This window comes from Delftia tsuruhatensis (genome assembly GCF_903815225.1).
GTDB lineage: Bacteria > Pseudomonadota > Gammaproteobacteria > Burkholderiales > Burkholderiaceae_C > Comamonas > Comamonas tsuruhatensis_A.
In genome coordinates this window covers 1,303,519-1,320,145 of record NZ_LR813084.1, presented here as the reverse complement: position 1 = coordinate 1,320,145, position 16,627 = coordinate 1,303,519, and the positions used below count along the sequence as shown (strand labels likewise).

Sequence of the window (16,627 nt, the reverse complement as noted above, 5' to 3'; positions counted from 1 at the left end):
GAACGGCTCAAAATGATTGGCAAAAAAGATCAGCGGCCGCGTCGCTGGGCCTGCCGATAGGCGCCTGGCGGCAGGCCGGTCCACCCCTTGAAGGCGCGGTGAAAGGTGCTGGCCTCCGCAAAGCCCACACGGGCCGCGATATCGGCCAGCGTCAGTTCGCTCCGGTGCAGCAGTTCGATGGCCGCATCACGACGCAGATCATCCTTGAGGGACTGAAAGCCCAGGCCCTCGTCGCGCAGGCGGCGGCGCAGGGTCTGAGGCGTCATCGACAGCGCGGCTCCGACCTGCTCCAGCGAAGGCAGCTCGCCCGCCAGATCGCGCCGCAGCAGATGCCGGATGCGTTCGCCCAGCCGGGCCCGGCCACGGTAGCGGATCACCAGCCCCATCGGTGCCTGGCCCAGGAACTCGACCAGGCTCTGCGGACTCTGCACCACCGGCAGCTCCAGCCACCGGGCATCGAACTCCAGCCCGGTGAAGTCACAGCCCGGCCGCAGCGGCGCGAGAAACAGGCGCTGCGCCTCCGTGCCATAGGGCATGCTGTCGGCGGGCGCGCACACGCCCGTCAGCTCGATCCTGCGCGATACCAGCCAGGACATGACGCCATGGCCCAGAAAGCAGAACGAGCGCTCGGCATAGGCCAGCGGCGCGTCGCGCTCGCGCCGCGAGACCACGGCGATGCGGGCCATGCCGCCGGCCACCTGCAACCTCGGCGTGAAATCATGGAGCACCAGCCGGTAAAAACGCAGGCCGGCGTGCAAGGCCTCGCCCAGCGTGCGGCAAGGCTGCATGATCCGGCAGGCCTGGGCGAAGCTGCCCACGGGCAGCGGATGCCGGCACAGGCCCCACAGCTCGTCGCGGCAGACACGGCGCAGCACGCGGATCAGCGCCGCGTACTGCGCCTGGGTCACGCGCGACAGCGGCGCATCCAGCAGGGCCGGCGAAATACCGGCGCGGCGCAGGATGGCAGGCACATCCATGCCATTGCGCTGCGCGCCCTGCACGATCTGCAGGACCTGGGCAATGGCGATGGTGTGGGCCGTGGTCTGTGGCATGGGCGGGGTGGAGGCGGCCCCGGATGGGTCGGTCAGTGCCGCCCGCCATTGTCTCCATCAAGGCCCCATATATCGATCCAGGAATCCCAGCACCCGCTGCTCGTAGGGCTGGGGCGCGTAGTCGTACAGGTCCACATGCGCGGCGCCCTCCACCATCCACAGCGCCTTGGGTTCACGCGCCGCCTCGAACAGCTCGCGGGTTTCCGCGGGCGTGGTGTGCCGGTCCTGCAGGCCGGCCGCGATCAGCACGGGAGCGCCCAGCGCCTTCACATGGTCTATGGGGCGCAGTTGTGCCAGCTCCAGATGCAGGCGCAGCGGTAACTGCCACGCCAGCAAGGGCGTGACCAAGTCCGCCAGCCAGCCGATGTGCGCGCGCACGCGGTTGTCTATGGCTTGCCGGATGTCGGGAAACACGGACTCCAGCACCACCACATCCGGCCCCGGCACCACGTGGGACAGAAGCAGTGCCGCACCGCCCAGCGATGTACCGAGCACCGCGACTTTCTCGCCCGGCAGCTGTTGCCGCACATAGGCCATGGCGGCACGAACGCCCGCGCCCTCGGCCATGCCGAAACTGATGCGCTCGCCGCTGCTTTCGCCATGCGCGGGCAGGTCGATCAGGCAGACGGAATATCCCTGCCGACGAAGCATGCGCGCACGCGCCAGCATGGCGAGCCGGTCTGCGTACACACCATGCAGCAGCAGCACGGCACCATGGCCCGGCTGCCCCTTGGCGAACCAGCCCCTGACCTGCCCTCCATCGTCGGTGGGCAACTGCAGCGTCTGGGCCGGCCAGTCTGCGGGCGGCGCGCCGAGAGGCCGGCGGTCTGGCTGGCTCAGCAGGCTGCCCACCAGCCAGGCTGCCACCATCAGCAGGACCAACCCGGCCACGCCCGCCATCAGCAGGGCGGCAAGCCATGAAAGATTGCGCAAGCGAGAAAGCATGGCGTGGACTGTGCCACGGCCCGGCCGCTGCGCCATGGCCGGTGGTGAAAAGCAGCGTGTTCCTAGCGCTGCACCAATGCCAGCCGCACGGCCATGCCCAGGAAGACCAGCCCGGCCACACGATTGAGCCAGTTCTGGGCACGCACGGAGCGCTGAAGCAGCACACCGAACCAGCCCGAGCAGCAGGCAATGGCACCGAACACCAGCAGCGCCGCCAGCATGAACACACAGCCCAGCACCATCACCTGCGTGGCCACGCTGCCGCGTGCAGGGTCCGCGAACTGCGGCAGAAAGGCGAGGAAGAAAATCAGCACCTTGGGATTGGTGAGGTTCATCACCACGCCACGCCCCACCCAGCGCAGCGCCCTGGCAGGGGTCAGCAGGTCGCCGGTGGCGGCCTGCGGCATCTCGCCCGGCCGGGCCACGGCGCGCAGGGCTCCCCAGGCCAGCCATGCCAGATAGGCCGCGCCACACAGCTTGATGGCGGTGAACAGCAGGGGCGAGGCCGCGACCAGCGCCGCCAGCCCCAGGGCCACGGCCGCCGTGTGCACCACCAGGCCCAGGCACAGGCCCAGCACCACGCACAGACCCACGCGCCAGCCGCGCTGCGCCGACTGCATGAGCACGAACAGGTTGTCCGGCCCCGGGCTCAGTCCCAGCAGCACGGCCACGCCAAAAAAGGCCAGCAGGGTTTCCATGGTCGGCATCGCATCGCTCCTCTCAACATATCCAGGCTTGCGCAGGGCGGATTTCAGCCCTGCGCCGTGACGATCCAGCCTTCCAGCGGATCCAGATCATGGGGCAACCCATAGAGCACATCGCCCTTCCGATGGCATGCCGCCGCCCAGGCAGCCTGCAACATGCAGATGACGGCGTCGAGCCGGTCACCGCAGCCATCGGACAGCAGCTGTTCCCGCAATGCGAGAGCGCCGCCCCCATCCCCCGCGCCGCCGCCTATCCGAAGTCGCAGCGACAATGGGTTCGCGCCGCACTCCAGGGCCTCGATCAGATGCGCACGCGAGCGGCGGCGTTCGGCTGTCTGCCGCGCGGGATCATCGCTCTTGTAGCTGCTGCGCCCGAGCACGGCTCGCGCCAGCATGCCGGGATAGGCCTCCAGCGCCACGCGGTGGGCATCGCCCCGGCAGGCTGGCTGAAGGCCCGGCAGGTGCACTCCAGCCGCGCGCAGCAGGGGAAGGCCGGCATGCAGCATATAGGCCACGGGCGGGTTCACCCATTTCATGGATGGGCTGGCACCGGCCGGCCTGTCCGTCGCCCGATGCGCGAACTTGCCGCCCGCGGGCCGTGCCGCGCAAAAGGCCTTGAAGCGCTCGCGGATCTCCTCGCGTGTCAGTCCGGCATAGTGGTCCATGCAGGCCGCCCAATCGGTCGGCCAGCCCAGTTGCTCCACCAGCTCGCGCGGCAACCCGAAAGGCAGGTCGAAACCACCGACCCAGGCCGGTTCTGCCGGCAAAGCCAGCCAGGCAGCCCATTCACCCAGGGAGGCGAAGCCGCGCAATCCGTCCAGAACCACCAGGCCCTCGTCCAGCAGGCGCCCGAAGGCCATGGCGATGGGCTTGCGTGTCGACGGCCGGCTGCTGAAATCGCAGCCCACCACCTGCATGGCCTCCATCACCGCCATGGCACTCAGCCCAGACCCAGTGCCGTCACGCCGGCCGCGATGCACACAGCCCCCGCGATGCGCGCGGCCCGGTCGCCTTCGCGCAGCAGGTGTCCGCCAATCAGCGCCGCGAACAGCATGGACACCTCGCGCGCGGGCGCCACATGCGACATGGGTGCATCCTGCATGGCATACAGCACCAGCACGTAGGCAATGGGGCTGATCAGCGCCACCAGGGCCGCGAAGCGCCACTGGGCATGCCACAGACTGCGCGCGGTGGGCAGGTCGCGCAGCACCACCGGCGCCAGCAGGAACACGCGCACGAAGTTGCCCATGTAGTCGATGAGGATGGGCGACATCAGCAGCATCTTGACGCCATAGCCGTCCACCACGGTATAGCTGGCGATGAAGGCGCCTGTCAGCAGGCCGTACCACAGGCCCATCCGCAGGCGCTCGCGTGCCTCGGGGTCATGGCGCGCGCGCAGCAGTCCGGGGCCGCCCGCGATCAGGAACACGCCCACGACCACGCCCGCGATACCCAGCACGCCCAGCGAGGAGATCCGTTCGCCAAGGAAGACGATCGCCACCATGGAAGACAGCAGCGGCCCCGAGCCTCGCGCCAGCGGATAGACCACGGTCAGGTCGGCGCTGCGGTAGCCGCGCAGCAGCGTCACATAGTAGGCCACGTGCAGCAGGCCGCTGATGGTCACGACCACCCATTCGGCCCGGCCCCACAGCGGCACCACGTCGCGCCCCACCCACCAGCCCAGCGGGGCCCAGATCACCATCATGATGACGGAGGTGAAGAAGGCGAAGCGCGAGTCGCCGCCGGCCTTCTTGGCCACGATGTTCCAGCCGGCGTGCACCAGTCCGGCGATGATGATCAGGGCAAAGGCTTGCAGTGACATGGTGGAGGGAGGGGAAAGAAAAAAGGCCGCGCACTGCGCAGCCTGGGGTGTGTAGCCGGGCGTGCGGGGACGCCGCCCCTGGATTCACTTGCGGCTGGATACCAGCGAGAGGAACTCGCGGCGCAGTTCCGGATTGGTCAGGAAGGCACCTCGCATGACGGAGTTCAGCATCTTGCTGTCCATCTCGCGCACGCCGCGCCAGGACATACAGAAATGCGAGGCCTCCATGACCACGGCCAGGCCGTCGGGACGGGTCTTTTCGAGGATCAGGTCGGCCAGCTGGATGATGGCCTCTTCCTGGATCTGGGGACGGCCCATGATCCAGTCCACCAGGCGGGCGTACTTGGACAGGCCGATGACGTTGGTGTTCTTGTTGGGCAGCACGCCGATCCAGATCTTGCCGATCACCGGGCACAGGTGGTGGCTGCAGGCGCTGCGCACCGTGATCGGGCCGACGATCATCAGCTCGTTGAGGTGCTCGGCATTGGGGAATTCGGTGATGGCCGGCTGGGCCACGTAGCGGCCGCGGAACACCTCGTTGAGGTACATCTTGGCCACGCGGCGTGCCGTGGCGCGCGTGTTGTGGTCGTGCTGGGTGTCGATGACCATGCTGTCGAGCACACCCTGCATCTTGTCCTGCACTTCGTCGAGCAAGGCCTCCAGCTCGCCCGGCTCAATGAATTCGGAGATGTTGTCGTTGGCATGAAAACGCTTTTGCGCCTGCTTCAACCGCTCGCGGATCTTGACCGAGACGGGGACTCCCTCGGCTTCGCTGTCTTTTTTCATGTCGACGGGTTCTCTGAACATGGCTGGCATGGTAACAGCGAACCCGGCCCGCTGCACGCAAGGGATTTTGCCATCAAACCCTGGATCGGTCCGCGCAGGATGCTACATATTAAATAGCAAAAGACGATGAATGCGCACAGGCCGGGCCTACAGCTGGAATTCGGCGATCAACGGCAGGTGGTCCGACATCCGCCACCAGATTCGCCCCTTTGGCACATGCAGGCCCAGCGGCGTGAGGCCGCGCACGTAGACATGGTCCAACTGGGCCAGCGGCAGGCGCGAAGGGTAGGTGGGCACGCTGGGCAGCTCGTCGTACTCGTACAGGCCGAAGCCGGCCAGCATGCGCTTGATCTGCCCGCCCCAGTCGTTGAAATCGCCTGCCACCACCAGCGGTGCTCCCGGGGGCACCTCGCGCTCGATGAAGCGCTTGAGTTGCGTGATCTGGCGGACACGGCTGCCGGGAATCAGGCCCAGGTGCACGACGATGGTGTGCACGCGCCGGTGCTGCACCTCGACCTCCACATGCAGCAGGCCGCGCTGCTCGAAGCGGTGATCCGACATGTCCTCGTGCTGGTGGCCCACCACGGGCCAGCGCGTCAGCAGCGCATTGCCATGCTCCCCGTGGCGGGTGTAGGCATTGGTGCGGTAGACGGCCTCGTAGCCCAGCGGCGCGAGGTACTCGGCCTGGGGCACATGGGGCCAGCGGTCGAAGTACGCAGCCTCCTTGTGGTTCATCTTGCGCACTTCCTGCAGGCAGACGATGTCGGCATCGAGCTGCTCCACGGCCAGTCCCAGGTTGTGGATCTCCAGACGTCGCACCGGGCCCAGCCCCTGGACGCCCTTGTGGATGTTGTAGGTTGCGACGCGCAGTATCGAGGGACCGGGGTCCACCTGATGGGAATTCGCGTTTTCAGTCATGGCGGTTCGGGAACGCTGGCAAGGGTTTCAGTCCGGCTCCAGTCGGGCAAAGCGCGGAAGCAGCAAGATCGCCTCCGCGTTGGACGGTGAATAGCAGCGCCGGGCCGCTTCACGCCAATCATGCCAAGCAGATGCGGTATGTTCCCTCGGATTCAAGAACACGCCGGTGTAGGACGGAATCCGCAGCCCGAAAACCCTCTCGCGGTTGTGCCATACCCCCGGCGCATAGCGGTGCTGCCAGGCCGGATAGATCGTGTAGACATTCTCCAGTCCCCAGTCCTGGAGCAGGCAGTCCGGGGCATCGCCGTCGATGCCGGTTTCCTCTTGCACCTCGCGCAGCGCGGTATCGCGCCAGGATTCGCCTTCATGGTCCTTGCTGCCCGTCACGGACTGCCAGAATGCGTCGCCCTCCGGCGCGGGTGCCGTGCGGCGCAGCAACAGCACCTGCCCATCATCCCGGTAGATGATGACCAGCACCGATTCGGGAATCTTGAAGGCGGGCATGTGCCGCTCAGCCCTTGCCTGCGCCCGCCTTGGTCGCGACGGGCGGCGGCAGTTCCTTGGCCTGCAACGCGCGCACCTGGACGACGAGCTGGTTGTGGGCGTCCAGGAAGGCCGCTGCAATGACCTTGCCTTCGTTGGTATTGCTCCAGCCCGCGCCGGCCGCGCCCAGTCGCCCCAGCACCATGCCTCCGATGCCCAGGTCGGTGGTGCGCGCCGCGCCCGTGGCCGCGGCCACCTGTTCGGTGGTCTCATTGTCGGACAGCAGCAGCGCCGTCTGGGCCTCCTTGAACTTGACCTGCTCCACCAGGCCTGCCAGGCCGGCGATGTCGCGCAGCACCGGGATCATGGCGACCACGCCCGCCAGGCCCCGGCCGGCGTCCTGCTCGCTGAAGGTCAGGCTGGGGGTCAGCGTGTACTGGGCCTCAAAGCCCCGGCCCTTGCGCACCGTGGAGTTCTCGCGCAGCACGCCGGAATTCCTCAGGTCCTGCTCCTGCACGGTGCCGCGCAGACCGGCACCCCGGTCCACCACGCGAAAGCAGCCGCTTTGCTGGGCCAGCAGCTTGACCAGCGGCACGGGCGAGGCCGGCAGTTGGTAGCCGGAGCCCATGACATAGCCATTGGGATTCTCGGCCAGGGCCAGCGTGGCCACGGGCGCATCGCAGCGGACCAGCTCGCGCGAGCCGTTGTGGGCGCCCAGCGGGCCTGCCGAACCCGTGATCTCCGAACCGCCCTGCCCCAGCTCGGTCTTCTTCTCGCCACAGCCCGTCAGGCCAAGGCCGGCCACCATGGCCATCGATGCAACACCCAGGAAACGCATGGAGCCCTCCGCAAAAAGGAAAACGGCAGGAGCCATGCCAGCCCCTGCCGTCCGTATCAAGCCATCAGGCCCCTTGCTCAGCCCTGGGCAGGCAGAGGGTTGCGCAGGCGGATGTGCAGCTCGCGCAGCTGCTTCTCGTCCACCGGCGATGGCGCCTGGGTCAGCAGGTCCTGGGCGCGCTGGGTCTTGGGGAAGGCGATCACGTCGCGGATGGACTCGGCGCCCGTCATCAGCGTGATCAGGCGGTCCAGGCCGAAGGCCAGGCCGCCGTGCGGGGGCGCGCCGTACTGCAGTGCGTCCAGCAGGTAGCCGAACTTGGCGCGTGCGTCCTCGGCAGAGATCTTGAGCGCGTCGAACACCTTGCTCTGCACGTCGGCACGGTGGATACGCACCGAGCCGCCGCCCAGCTCCCAGCCATTCAGGACCATGTCGTAGGCCTTGGCCAGGCAGTTGGCAGGGTCCGTGACCATCAGTTCCTCATGGCCGTCCTTGGGCGAGGTGAACGGGTGGTGCACGGCAGCCCAGCGGTCGTTTTCCTCGTCGTACTCGAACATGGGGAAGTCGACCACCCACAGCGGTGCCCAGCGGTTCTCGAACAGGCCGTTGGCCTTGCCGAAGTCGCTGTGACCGATCTTGATGCGCAGGGCACCAATGGAATCGTTGACGATCTTTTCCTTGTCGGCGCCGAAGAACAGAAGATCGCCGTCCTGGGCACCCGTGCGCTGGAGGATCTCGGCAATGGCGGCGTCATGCAGGTTCTTGACGATGGGCGACTGCAGGCCATCGCGGCCCTTGGCCACTTCGTTGACCTTGATCCAGGCCAGGCCCTTGGCGCCGTAGATCTTGACGAACTCGGTGTACTGGTCGATCTCGCCGCGCGAGATCTGCGAGCCGCCGGGCACGCGCAGCGCGACCACGCGGCCGCCCTTGGTGGTGGCAGGCGTGGAGAACACCTTGAAGTCCACGTCCTTCATGACCTCGGTCAGCTCGGTGAATTCGAGCTTGACGCGCAGGTCCGGCTTGTCCGAGCCGAAGCGGAAGGCCGCGTCCTGGTAGGTCATGATCGGGAACTCGCCCAGGTCCACGTTCAGCTGGGTCTTGAAGACCTCGCAGATCATGCGCTGGAAGATGGCGCGGATCTCCTCTTCGCCCAGGAAGGAGGTCTCGCAGTCGATCTGCGTGAACTCGGGCTGGCGGTCGGCGCGCAGGTCCTCGTCGCGGAAGCACTTGGTGATCTGGTAGTAACGGTCGTAGCCGGCCACCATCAGCATCTGCTTGTACAGCTGGGGCGACTGGGGCAGCGCGAAGAACTCGCCGTCATGCACGCGGCTGGGCACCAGGTAGTCACGCGCGCCCTCGGGCGTGCTCTTGCCCAGCATGGGCGTCTCGATGTCGATGAAGCCTTCCTTGTCCAGGAAGTTGCGCACCTGGATGGCCGTGCGGTAGCGCAGCATCATGTTGCGCTGCATGTACGGGCGGCGCAGGTCCAGCACGCGGTTGGTCAGGCGCACGGTCTCGGACAGGTTCTCGTCGTCCAGCTGGAACGGCGGCGTGACCGAGGCGTTGAGCACGTTCAGTTCATGACACAGCACTTCGATCTGGCCGCTCTTGAGCTTGTCGTTGGTCGTGCCTTCGGGGCGTGCGCGCACCAGGCCCTTGACCTGCACGCAGAACTCGTTGCGCAGGCCTTCGGCGGTCTTGAACATCTCGGCGCGGTCGGGGTCGCAGACCACCTGCACGTAGCCCTCGCGGTCGCGCAGGTCGATGAAGATCACGCCGCCATGGTCGCGACGACGGTTCACCCAGCCGCACAGGGTAACGGTTTCGCCCATCAGGGCTTCGGTCACGAGACCGCAGTAGTGGGAGCGCATGGCCATGATGAAGATGCTTCCTGCGCCCCTGGAGGGCGCGACAGTTTGTTATTTGGATTCCGGGGGAGGGGTGAGATCGGGAGGAGTCACCACGCCCATCGAGACAATGTACTTGAGCGCGGCATCCACGCTCATTTCGAGTTCAATGCAGTCGCTCTTGCGGACGATGACGAAATAGCCGCCCGTGGGATTGGGAGTGGTCGGCACGAACACGCTCAGGTACTCGTCACGCAGGTAAGCCGCCACTTCGCCGCTGGGCGAGCCCGTGACGAACGCCACGGTCCACACCCCCTCACGCGGCCACTGCACCAGCACGGCCGTGCGAAAGGCGTTGCCGCTGTCCGAGAACACGGTGTCCGAGACCTGCTTGACGCTCGAATAGATCGAACGTACCACGGGTATGCGGCTGACCACGGCATCGCCCCAGGACACCAGCTTGCGGCCTATGAAATTGCTGGCCGCCGCGCCCACCACCAGCAGGATCAGCAGCGTCAGCACGACGCCGAAGCCGGGAATGTGAAAACCCAGCAGCCGGTCGGGATGCCAGGCCTCGGGCAGGATGGTCAGCGTCTGGTCCAGCGTGCCGATGATCCAGTTGAGCACACCCAGCGTGATCACCAGGGGAACGATCACCAGCAGACCGGCGAACAGCCATTTGCGCAGTGCGGACATGGGTAGTGCAGGCCTTGTTCAGTCGGCCGCGGCAGGCGCGGGCGCAGGAGCCGGTGATGCGGCGGGGGCGGGCGTCTCTGCCGCAGCGGGTGCCGGAGCGGCAGCGCCCTTGCCGCCGCTGTTCTTGAAGTCGGTCGCATACCAGCCCGAGCCCTTGAGCTGGAAGCCGGCGGCCGTCAGTTGCTTGGAAAAGGACTCGGCCCCGCAGGCGGGGCAGGTCGTCAGCGGGGCATCCGAGATTTTCCGCAGCACGTCCTTGGCATGGCCGCAGGAGCCACACTTGTACGCGTAAATAGGCATGGCGCTATTGAAAGGAGGATAGGTGCAAAACCCTCAATTATAGGCGCCCACCCGCATCAGACCTCCGCAGCACCAAATGCCTGGATTTCCTCGCGGCGGTCGGCAAGCCACTGGGGTGCCAGGGAGCCTCCGACCATGCCGCCGATCGCGGCCAGCAGGCCGGCCAGCTGCTGCGGGAAAGCCTCATGCAGTGCAGGAGTGACCATGAACACCACCCAGACGCCTATGCCCAGCACCACGGCAAAGATGGCACCCTGTGTGGTGGCGCGCCGCCAGTACAGGCCGAAGACCAGCGGCACGAAGGCGCCGACCAAGGGCACCTGGTAGGCACTGGAGACCAGTTCATAGATGGGCGTTCCCTCCATCTTGATGGAATAGGCCAGCACGCACACGCTGAAGACCAGCACGCTGATGCGCATGGCCAGCAGCATCTCGCGGTCGCTGGCATCGGTGCGGAACTGGCGCCAGATGTTCTCGGTGAAGGTCACGCTGGGCGCAAGCAGCGTGGCGGAAGCACAGGACTTGATGGCCGACAGCAGCGCGCCGAAGAACAGCACCTGCATGACGAAGGGCATCTTGTCCATCACCAGCGTCGGCAGCACTTTCTGGGGATCGTCCTGCAGCAGGGCGGCGGCCTCCTGCGGCATGATGATCAGCGCACTGGCCACGAGGAACATGGGCACGAAGGCGAAGAAGATATAGGCCGTGCCACCGATGACGGTGCCACGCGTGGCGGACCGCTCGCTGTCGGCCGACATCACCCGCTGGAACACGTCCTGCTGGGGGATGGAACCCAGCATCATGGTGATGGCCGCGCCGAAGAAGAAGAGGATCTCGTGCCAGCTCGGCTCGGGCCAGAACTGGAACAGGTCTCGGCTGGCCGCCAGATCGATCACCTTGCCCGCGCCGCCGGCCATGTCGCCGGCGAACCAGGCCAGCACCACCAGGCCGACGACCAGGATGATCATCTGCAGAAAATCCGTCACGGCCACCGACCACATGCCACCGAACAGCGTATAGGCCAGGATGGAGAGCACGCCGATGGTCATGCCCATGGGAATGCTGACCGAGCCGCCCGACAGCAGGTTGAACACCAGGCCCAATGCCGTGACCTGGGCGGACACCCAGCCCAGGTAGCTGAGCATGATGATCAGCGAGCAGATGATCTCGATGGATCGGCCATAGCGCTGGCGGTAGTAGTCGCTGATGGTCAGCAGCGTCATGCGGTAGAGCTTGCCGGCGAAGAACAGGCCCACAAGGATCAGGCACATGCCGGCACCGAAGGGGTCTTCGACCACGCCGCGCAGGCCGCCTTCGATGAATTTGGCGGGCACGCCGAGCACGATCTCCGAGCCGAACCACGTGGCGAACGTGGTGGTGATGATCATGTACATGGGCAGGTGGCGCCCGGCAATTGCGAAGTCGGCCGTGTTCTTGACCCGCCTGGCCGCCCACAGGCCGATGGCTATGGTCACGAACAGGTAGGCGATCACCATAGAGAGCAGCACGCTGGCACTCCTGTTTCAAAAGTGGGAAAGGGGAAAGGTCGCGAAAACCCGTTTTCTCAGTACCAGCGCATGCGCACGACCAGCTGCAGCAGGATCAGCGCGATGACGAAACCGATGCCCGCGCTGACAATGGCCTGCAGCAGGCGATTGGTGAGCTTTTGCTGCTGGAGCAGTTCCTTGAGCAGCGCATCGTTGTCGCCGCCACGGTGCGCGAGCCGCTGGTGGATCAGGCGCGGCAGCTCCGGAATGAGCTTGGCGTAGCGCGGCGCCTCGGCCAGCAGCTCGCGCCACAGGCGCTGGGGGCCCATCTGGTCGAGCATCCATTTCTCGAGGAAAGGCTTGGCCGTGCTCCAGAGGTCCAGGTTGGGGTCGAGCTGGCGGCCCAGCCCTTCGATGTTCAGCAGCGTCTTTTGCAGCAGCACCAGTTGCGGCTGGATCTCCACATGAAAGCGCCGCGAGGTCTGGAACAGGCGCATCAGCACCATGCCCAGCGAGATCTCGGCCAGAGGGCGATCGAAGTACGGCTCGCACACGGCGCGGATGGCGGCCTCCAGCTCATCCACGCGTGTGGTCGGCGGCACCCAGCCGCTTTCGATGTGCAGCTCGGCCACGCGCTTGTAGTCGCGTCGGAAGAACGCCGTGAAGTTCTGCGCCAGGTACTCCTTGTCGTATTCGGTCAGCGTGCCGACGATGCCGAAGTCCAGCGAGATGTAGCGACCGAAGGTTTCCGGCTCCAGGCTGACCATGATGTTGCCGGGGTGCATGTCGGCGTGGAAGAACCCGTCGCGGAACACCTGGGTGAAGAAAATGGTCACGCCATCGCGCGCGAGCTTGGGGATGTCCACGCCGGCCTCGCGCAGGCGCTCGACCTGGCTGATGGGCACGCCCTTCATGCGCTGCATGACCATCACGTCGGTACGGCAGAAATCCCAGTACACCTCGGGGATGAGCACCAGATCCAGACCCTCCATGTTGCGGCGCAGTTGCGCAGCATTGGAGGCTTCGCGGATCAGGTCCAGCTCGTCGTGCAGGTAGTTGTCGAATTCGGCCACCACCTGGCGGGGCTTGAGGCGCTTGCCGTCTGCCGACAGGCGCTCGACCCAGCGCGCCATCATGTGCATCAGCGCCAGGTCCTTGTCGATCACGGTCTTCATGCCCGGGCGCAGCACCTTGACGGCCACCTCGCGCTCCACGCCATCGCGGTCGCGGATCACCGCGAAGTGCACCTGGGCGATGGAGGCGCTGGCCACGGGCTCGCGCTCGAAGCGCACGAACACTTCGTCGAGCGGTTTGCGGAAGGCGCGCTCGATGGTGTCCACCGCGATCTGCGAATCGAAGGGCGGCACGCGGTCCTGCAGCCGCGCCAGTTCCTCGGCCACATCGGGCGGCATCAGGTCGCTGCGCGTGGACAGCACCTGGCCGAACTTCACGAAGATGGGGCCCAATTCCTCCAGCGCTTCACGCAGGCGCTGGCCACGCGGCTTGTCCAGCCTGCGGCCCAGCGTGAGCACGGCGCGTGCGCGGCGCATCCAGGGGTGCTCGAAGCTCGAGAGCACCAGTTCGTCGAGCCCGTAGCGGAACACCACCCAGAGGATGGTCAGCCCGCGAAGAAACCGGCTCATGGCTTGTCGTTCTCGAAACCGGGCAGGGCCACCACGGGGGCGCTGGCGGGAGCAGGGCTGCGTGCGGCCTCCGCGGCCGGCTCACCGGCATCGGGCTGCCCGCCCGCCATGCGCGCGCCCACGAACTGGCGCAGCGCCTGGGCGGCGCTGCGTGCCACCTTGGCGATCGTGTGGGCCGGCGCATCACCGATGATGCGGGCCAGGTCCTCCTCCACGTCCCATTCGACGTGGTCCACCAGCCAGTTGATGTCCGCCGCCAGTTGCACATCGCCCTCGATGCGTATGGAGGGCTTGTCGCCGCGCAACGCCACCTGGGCCAGCGCCAGCGGCGAGGTCTCGGTGACTTCGAGCAGCAGGTCGGGCTGGGCCCCCTCGGGGGCCACGTTGAACAGCCCCGCCGGCGTGATCTGCAAGGCCATGGAATAGCCGCGCCATTGCACGCGCGCCACGCGGCCCTTTTGCCGCACAAGGCGCTCCGTGGCCTCTCTTTCCTGCATCAGCACATGGTTGAGAAACAGCACGAGGCGCTGATGCACCTCGCTGACCAGCCATTGCGGAGGTTGCGGACCGGCCATCACGCGTTCCATGAGGCCGTTCAGGAAAGAAAAAGGGGACTGTGTTGCCATAGTCCCCGATTATTCCCGAAGTGAGAGGAATTACTGCAATGCCTGGACACCCGCCACCAGCCAGCCGCTGGCACCGCTCTTGGGCTTGGTCATGTTCCAGACCTCGCGGAAGGGCGTGGGGCCCGCCGAAGCGTCCTCACGGATCATGCCCGAGAATTCCACGCTGGCCATGTAGTCATTGCCCAGGTCCTCGATACCCAGCAGCTGGGCGTCGATCATGACCACGTCGGTCTGGTTGGGCTGACCGGGACGCTGGGCCTCGCGCTCGCTGAGCTGGCCACGGATCTCGGTCAGCATCTCGTCGGTCATCATCGCGCGCAGCGATGTGATGTCCGAACGGTCCCAGGCCGATTGCAGTGTCACGAAGTTGCGCTTGGCGGCCGTCAGGAAGCCCTCGGTATCGAAGCCTTCGGGAACACCCCAGTTCTGCGAGCCGGCCAGCGCCGAGCCGATCTGCACGCCGGAGCCCGAGGCCGCCGGCTGCAGGTTCTGTTCCCAGGGACGGGCCGCGGCGTCGTTGCCGACCTTCTCGGGGTTGTACTGGCGTGCCAGCGGCGCGCTGTCCACGCTGCCGGCATTGCCCGGACCCGCAGGTGCCGCGCCCTGGAACGCGAACGGACTGTTCTGGGGGGCCGACTGCGCACCGGCGGCCGCGCGACGCGAACGCATCACCATGCCGACCACGACCATGATGACCAGGGCCAGCAGCGCGAACAAAAGGAACTGGCCGAACGCGGCGCCCAGGCCCAGCGAATTGGCCAACCAGGCCAGACCCAGGCCTGCCGCCAGGCCGCCGAGCATGGCGCCCCAGGGCTTCTTGGCAGGAGCGGCCTGGGCAGGTGTCGCGGGCTTGCCTGCCGCATTCTGCGTGGCGGCGTTCTGCGGCGGCGTGTTCTGCGCCGGCGCGCGCGCTGCTTCACGCTGCGTCACGTTGCTCGACTGCTTGCCCACCGATCCGCCACCGCCCATGCGCTTGGCATCGGCCGTGCCGTGGACCACCACCAGCATCGCAACCAAGACCATAGACCATAGCTTTTTCATGTCATCTCCTCGAATAATCGTGTTGCCGTCGCCTCACCGAGCGCCTCGCGCACTCAGCACTTGATTCCCACATGCAGGGCCGCGATGCCGCCCGTCATGTTGTGATAGTCCACATGGCCGAAGCCGCAGTCCTGCATCAGGCGCTTGAGTTCCTCCTGGCCCGGATGCATGCGGATGGACTCGGCCAGATAGCGGTAGCTGGCATCGTCGCCCGCCACCAGCTTGCCCATGGCGGGCAGCACCTTGAACGAGTACCAGTCGTAGGCCTTCTCCAGCGGCTTGGCCACCTTGGAGAATTCCAGCACCAGCAGCTTGCCGCCGGGCCTCAGGACGCGGTTCATCTCCTTGAGCGCCGCATCCTTGTGCGTCATGTTGCGCAGGCCGAAGGCCACGGTGACCAGATCGAAATGGCCGTCGGGAAACGGCAGGGCCTCGGCATCGCAGACCAGGGTCGGCAGGATCACGCCCTTGTTGATCAGGCGGTCGCGGCCCACGCGCAGCATGGCCTCGTTGATGTCCGTATGCACCACCTGGCCGGTGGCGCCGACCTTCTTGGAAAAGGCCAGAGCCAGGTCCCCCGTGCCGCCCGCGATGTCCAGCGCCCTGTCGCCTTCCTTGAGGTTGGCCACCATCACCGTGTAGGCCTTCCAGGCACGGTGCAGACCACCCGACATCAGGTCGTTCATGACGTCGTAGCGCGAGGCGACCGAATCGAACACGCCGCGCACGCGGCGGGCCTTGTCGCCCTCGTCCACCGACTGGAATCCGAAATGTGTGGTGCTCATAACAACGATGCTAAGCAAGCAGTAGTAATGCGTACAGCGACAACCCCGTATGGCCACGGGCTTTGCCGCACCAGGGTTATCAAGAACAAAAAGCTTGAAAAGCCTTTGAACAAAGCCTTTCAAGCTATTTTTAATATAGCACCACCCCCAATAACCCTGTGCTGTGCAAAGGTCCTGAATGTGGCGCTGCGGGAACGGAGCGTGCCCGTGCGCGTTCAGTGGCCGCCGCAGCCATGCCCGCCATGGCCCGCGCCGGCGCCCTTGGCCGGCATGGGGGTGTCGCGGTCCATGCCGGCTTCCAGCAGGCGATCCAGGTACTGGGCCCAGAACTCGTCCTGGCGGCGGCCCAGCTCGTAGAGGTATTCCCAGGTGTACAGACCGCTTTCATGGCCATCGCTGAAAAAGGGCTTGATGGCGTAGTTGCCCACGGGCTCGATGGCTGTGATGGCGACATCGCGCTTGCCCGTCTGCAGCACCTCCTGGCCCGGGCCGTGGCCCTGGACCTCGGCCGAAGGCGAATACACGCGCAGCAGTTCGAAGGGGATGCGGAAGCTCGCGCCATCGGAGTAGGCGACTTCCAGCACGCGCGAAGCGCCATGCACGGTCAACGCCTCGGGCGTAGGGGTGTCAGGGGTCAGACCGGCCATGCGGTGC

At 66.3% G+C, this 16,627-nt stretch carries 18 protein-coding genes; all 18 read right to left on the bottom strand.

Annotation, left to right across the window (positions count from 1 at the left end; genetic code table 11):
* Positions 1 to 29: 29 nt before the first annotated feature.
* Positions 30 to 1,052 (bottom strand): AraC family transcriptional regulator, encoded by a 1,023-nt coding sequence (locus tag L1Z78_RS05950; protein ID WP_234640631.1) that lies wholly within the window; start codon positions 1,050 to 1,052, stop codon positions 30 to 32.
* 57 nt (positions 1,053 to 1,109) lie between these two features.
* Positions 1,110 to 1,997 carry an alpha/beta hydrolase gene (locus L1Z78_RS05945; protein ID WP_234640630.1) on the bottom strand — a complete coding sequence of 296 codons (888 nt, stop codon included), beginning with the start codon at positions 1,995 to 1,997 and terminating at the stop codon, positions 1,110 to 1,112.
* 62 nt (positions 1,998 to 2,059) lie between these two features.
* Positions 2,060 to 2,704, bottom strand: coding sequence for a LysE family translocator (locus L1Z78_RS05940; protein WP_234640629.1), 645 nt, complete (start codon positions 2,702 to 2,704; stop codon positions 2,060 to 2,062).
* A 44-nt stretch (positions 2,705 to 2,748) separates the two neighbouring features.
* The gene (locus L1Z78_RS05935) at positions 2,749 to 3,627 is read right to left on the bottom strand and encodes a DUF429 domain-containing protein (RefSeq protein WP_234642101.1); all 879 of its coding nucleotides are present in this window, start codon (positions 3,625 to 3,627) and stop codon (positions 2,749 to 2,751) included.
* Between the two features lie 14 nt (positions 3,628 to 3,641).
* Positions 3,642 to 4,523: an EamA family transporter gene (locus L1Z78_RS05930; RefSeq protein WP_234640628.1), complete on the bottom strand. Its 882-nt coding sequence runs from the start codon at positions 4,521 to 4,523 to the stop codon at positions 3,642 to 3,644.
* A gap of 84 nt (positions 4,524 to 4,607) precedes the next feature.
* Positions 4,608 to 5,330: a GTP cyclohydrolase I gene (folE, locus tag L1Z78_RS05925; protein ID WP_234640627.1), complete on the bottom strand. Its 723-nt coding sequence runs from the start codon at positions 5,328 to 5,330 to the stop codon at positions 4,608 to 4,610.
* Between the two features lie 126 nt (positions 5,331 to 5,456).
* Positions 5,457 to 6,227, bottom strand: a complete 771-nt coding sequence (locus L1Z78_RS05920; RefSeq protein ID WP_234640626.1) for an endonuclease/exonuclease/phosphatase family protein — start codon at positions 6,225 to 6,227, stop codon at positions 5,457 to 5,459.
* Positions 6,228 to 6,254: 27 nt separating this feature from the next.
* The gene (gene nudB, locus L1Z78_RS05915) at positions 6,255 to 6,731 is read right to left on the bottom strand and encodes a dihydroneopterin triphosphate diphosphatase (RefSeq protein WP_234640625.1); all 477 of its coding nucleotides are present in this window, start codon (positions 6,729 to 6,731) and stop codon (positions 6,255 to 6,257) included.
* A 7-nt stretch (positions 6,732 to 6,738) separates the two neighbouring features.
* On the bottom strand, positions 6,739 to 7,548 hold the full coding sequence (locus L1Z78_RS05910; RefSeq protein ID WP_234640624.1) for a CsgG/HfaB family protein: 810 nt from the start codon (positions 7,546 to 7,548) through the stop codon (positions 6,739 to 6,741).
* A gap of 77 nt (positions 7,549 to 7,625) precedes the next feature.
* The gene (gene aspS / locus L1Z78_RS05905; protein ID WP_234640623.1) at positions 7,626 to 9,425 is read right to left on the bottom strand and encodes an aspartate--tRNA ligase; all 1,800 of its coding nucleotides are present in this window, start codon (positions 9,423 to 9,425) and stop codon (positions 7,626 to 7,628) included.
* Positions 9,426 to 9,467: 42 nt separating this feature from the next.
* Entirely contained in the window at positions 9,468 to 10,091 is a 624-nt protein-coding gene (locus L1Z78_RS05900) for a DUF502 domain-containing protein (RefSeq protein WP_234640622.1), read from the bottom strand.
* 18 nt (positions 10,092 to 10,109) lie between these two features.
* Positions 10,110 to 10,391, bottom strand: coding sequence for an FmdB family zinc ribbon protein (locus tag L1Z78_RS05895; protein ID WP_234640621.1), 282 nt, complete (start codon positions 10,389 to 10,391; stop codon positions 10,110 to 10,112).
* 56 nt (positions 10,392 to 10,447) lie between these two features.
* Entirely contained in the window at positions 10,448 to 11,899 is a 1,452-nt protein-coding gene (locus L1Z78_RS05890; RefSeq protein ID WP_234640620.1) for a sodium:solute symporter family protein, read from the bottom strand.
* Between the two features lie 56 nt (positions 11,900 to 11,955).
* Positions 11,956 to 13,521, bottom strand: coding sequence for a ubiquinone biosynthesis regulatory protein kinase UbiB (gene ubiB, locus L1Z78_RS05885; RefSeq protein WP_234640619.1), 1,566 nt, complete (start codon positions 13,519 to 13,521; stop codon positions 11,956 to 11,958).
* The gene (locus L1Z78_RS05880; protein WP_234640618.1) at positions 13,518 to 14,147 is read right to left on the bottom strand and encodes a ubiquinone biosynthesis accessory factor UbiJ; all 630 of its coding nucleotides are present in this window, start codon (positions 14,145 to 14,147) and stop codon (positions 13,518 to 13,520) included. Before L1Z78_RS05880 ends, ubiB begins: the two co-directional genes overlap by 4 nt.
* 30 nt (positions 14,148 to 14,177) lie before the next feature.
* The gene (locus L1Z78_RS05875; RefSeq protein WP_234640617.1) at positions 14,178 to 15,188 is read right to left on the bottom strand and encodes a Tim44 domain-containing protein; all 1,011 of its coding nucleotides are present in this window, start codon (positions 15,186 to 15,188) and stop codon (positions 14,178 to 14,180) included.
* A gap of 53 nt (positions 15,189 to 15,241) precedes the next feature.
* A complete protein-coding gene (gene ubiE / locus L1Z78_RS05870) occupies positions 15,242 to 15,973 on the bottom strand; it encodes a bifunctional demethylmenaquinone methyltransferase/2-methoxy-6-polyprenyl-1,4-benzoquinol methylase UbiE (RefSeq protein WP_234640616.1) in 732 nt (243 codons plus the stop codon).
* A 215-nt stretch (positions 15,974 to 16,188) separates the two neighbouring features.
* Positions 16,189 to 16,620: a gamma-butyrobetaine hydroxylase-like domain-containing protein gene (locus tag L1Z78_RS05865; protein WP_234640615.1), complete on the bottom strand. Its 432-nt coding sequence runs from the start codon at positions 16,618 to 16,620 to the stop codon at positions 16,189 to 16,191.
* Positions 16,621 to 16,627 lie beyond the last annotated feature (7 nt).

Coding starts and splice junctions, on each gene's coding strand:
- L1Z78_RS05950 (WP_234640631.1), bottom strand. CDS start 1,052: ATGCCACAGACCACGGCCCACACCATCGCCATTGCCCAGGTCCTGCAG.
- L1Z78_RS05945 (WP_234640630.1), bottom strand. CDS start 1,997: ATGCTTTCTCGCTTGCGCAATCTTTCATGGCTTGCCGCCCTGCTGATG.
- L1Z78_RS05940 (WP_234640629.1), bottom strand. CDS start 2,704: ATGCCGACCATGGAAACCCTGCTGGCCTTTTTTGGCGTGGCCGTGCTG.
- L1Z78_RS05935 (WP_234642101.1), bottom strand. CDS start 3,627: ATGGAGGCCATGCAGGTGGTGGGCTGCGATTTCAGCAGCCGGCCGTCG.
- L1Z78_RS05930 (WP_234640628.1), bottom strand. CDS start 4,523: ATGTCACTGCAAGCCTTTGCCCTGATCATCATCGCCGGACTGGTGCAC.
- folE (WP_234640627.1), bottom strand. CDS start 5,330: ATGTTCAGAGAACCCGTCGACATGAAAAAAGACAGCGAAGCCGAGGGA.
- L1Z78_RS05920 (WP_234640626.1), bottom strand. CDS start 6,227: ATGACTGAAAACGCGAATTCCCATCAGGTGGACCCCGGTCCCTCGATA.
- nudB (WP_234640625.1), bottom strand. CDS start 6,731: ATGCCCGCCTTCAAGATTCCCGAATCGGTGCTGGTCATCATCTACCGG.
- L1Z78_RS05910 (WP_234640624.1), bottom strand. CDS start 7,548: ATGCGTTTCCTGGGTGTTGCATCGATGGCCATGGTGGCCGGCCTTGGC.
- aspS (WP_234640623.1), bottom strand. CDS start 9,425: ATGGCCATGCGCTCCCACTACTGCGGTCTCGTGACCGAAGCCCTGATG.
- L1Z78_RS05900 (WP_234640622.1), bottom strand. CDS start 10,091: ATGTCCGCACTGCGCAAATGGCTGTTCGCCGGTCTGCTGGTGATCGTT.
- L1Z78_RS05895 (WP_234640621.1), bottom strand. CDS start 10,391: ATGCCTATTTACGCGTACAAGTGTGGCTCCTGCGGCCATGCCAAGGAC.
- ubiB (WP_234640619.1), bottom strand. CDS start 13,521: ATGAGCCGGTTTCTTCGCGGGCTGACCATCCTCTGGGTGGTGTTCCGC.
- L1Z78_RS05880 (WP_234640618.1), bottom strand. CDS start 14,147: ATGGCAACACAGTCCCCTTTTTCTTTCCTGAACGGCCTCATGGAACGC.
- L1Z78_RS05875 (WP_234640617.1), bottom strand. CDS start 15,188: ATGAAAAAGCTATGGTCTATGGTCTTGGTTGCGATGCTGGTGGTGGTC.
- ubiE (WP_234640616.1), bottom strand. CDS start 15,973: ATGAGCACCACACATTTCGGATTCCAGTCGGTGGACGAGGGCGACAAG.
- L1Z78_RS05865 (WP_234640615.1), bottom strand. CDS start 16,620: ATGGCCGGTCTGACCCCTGACACCCCTACGCCCGAGGCGTTGACCGTG.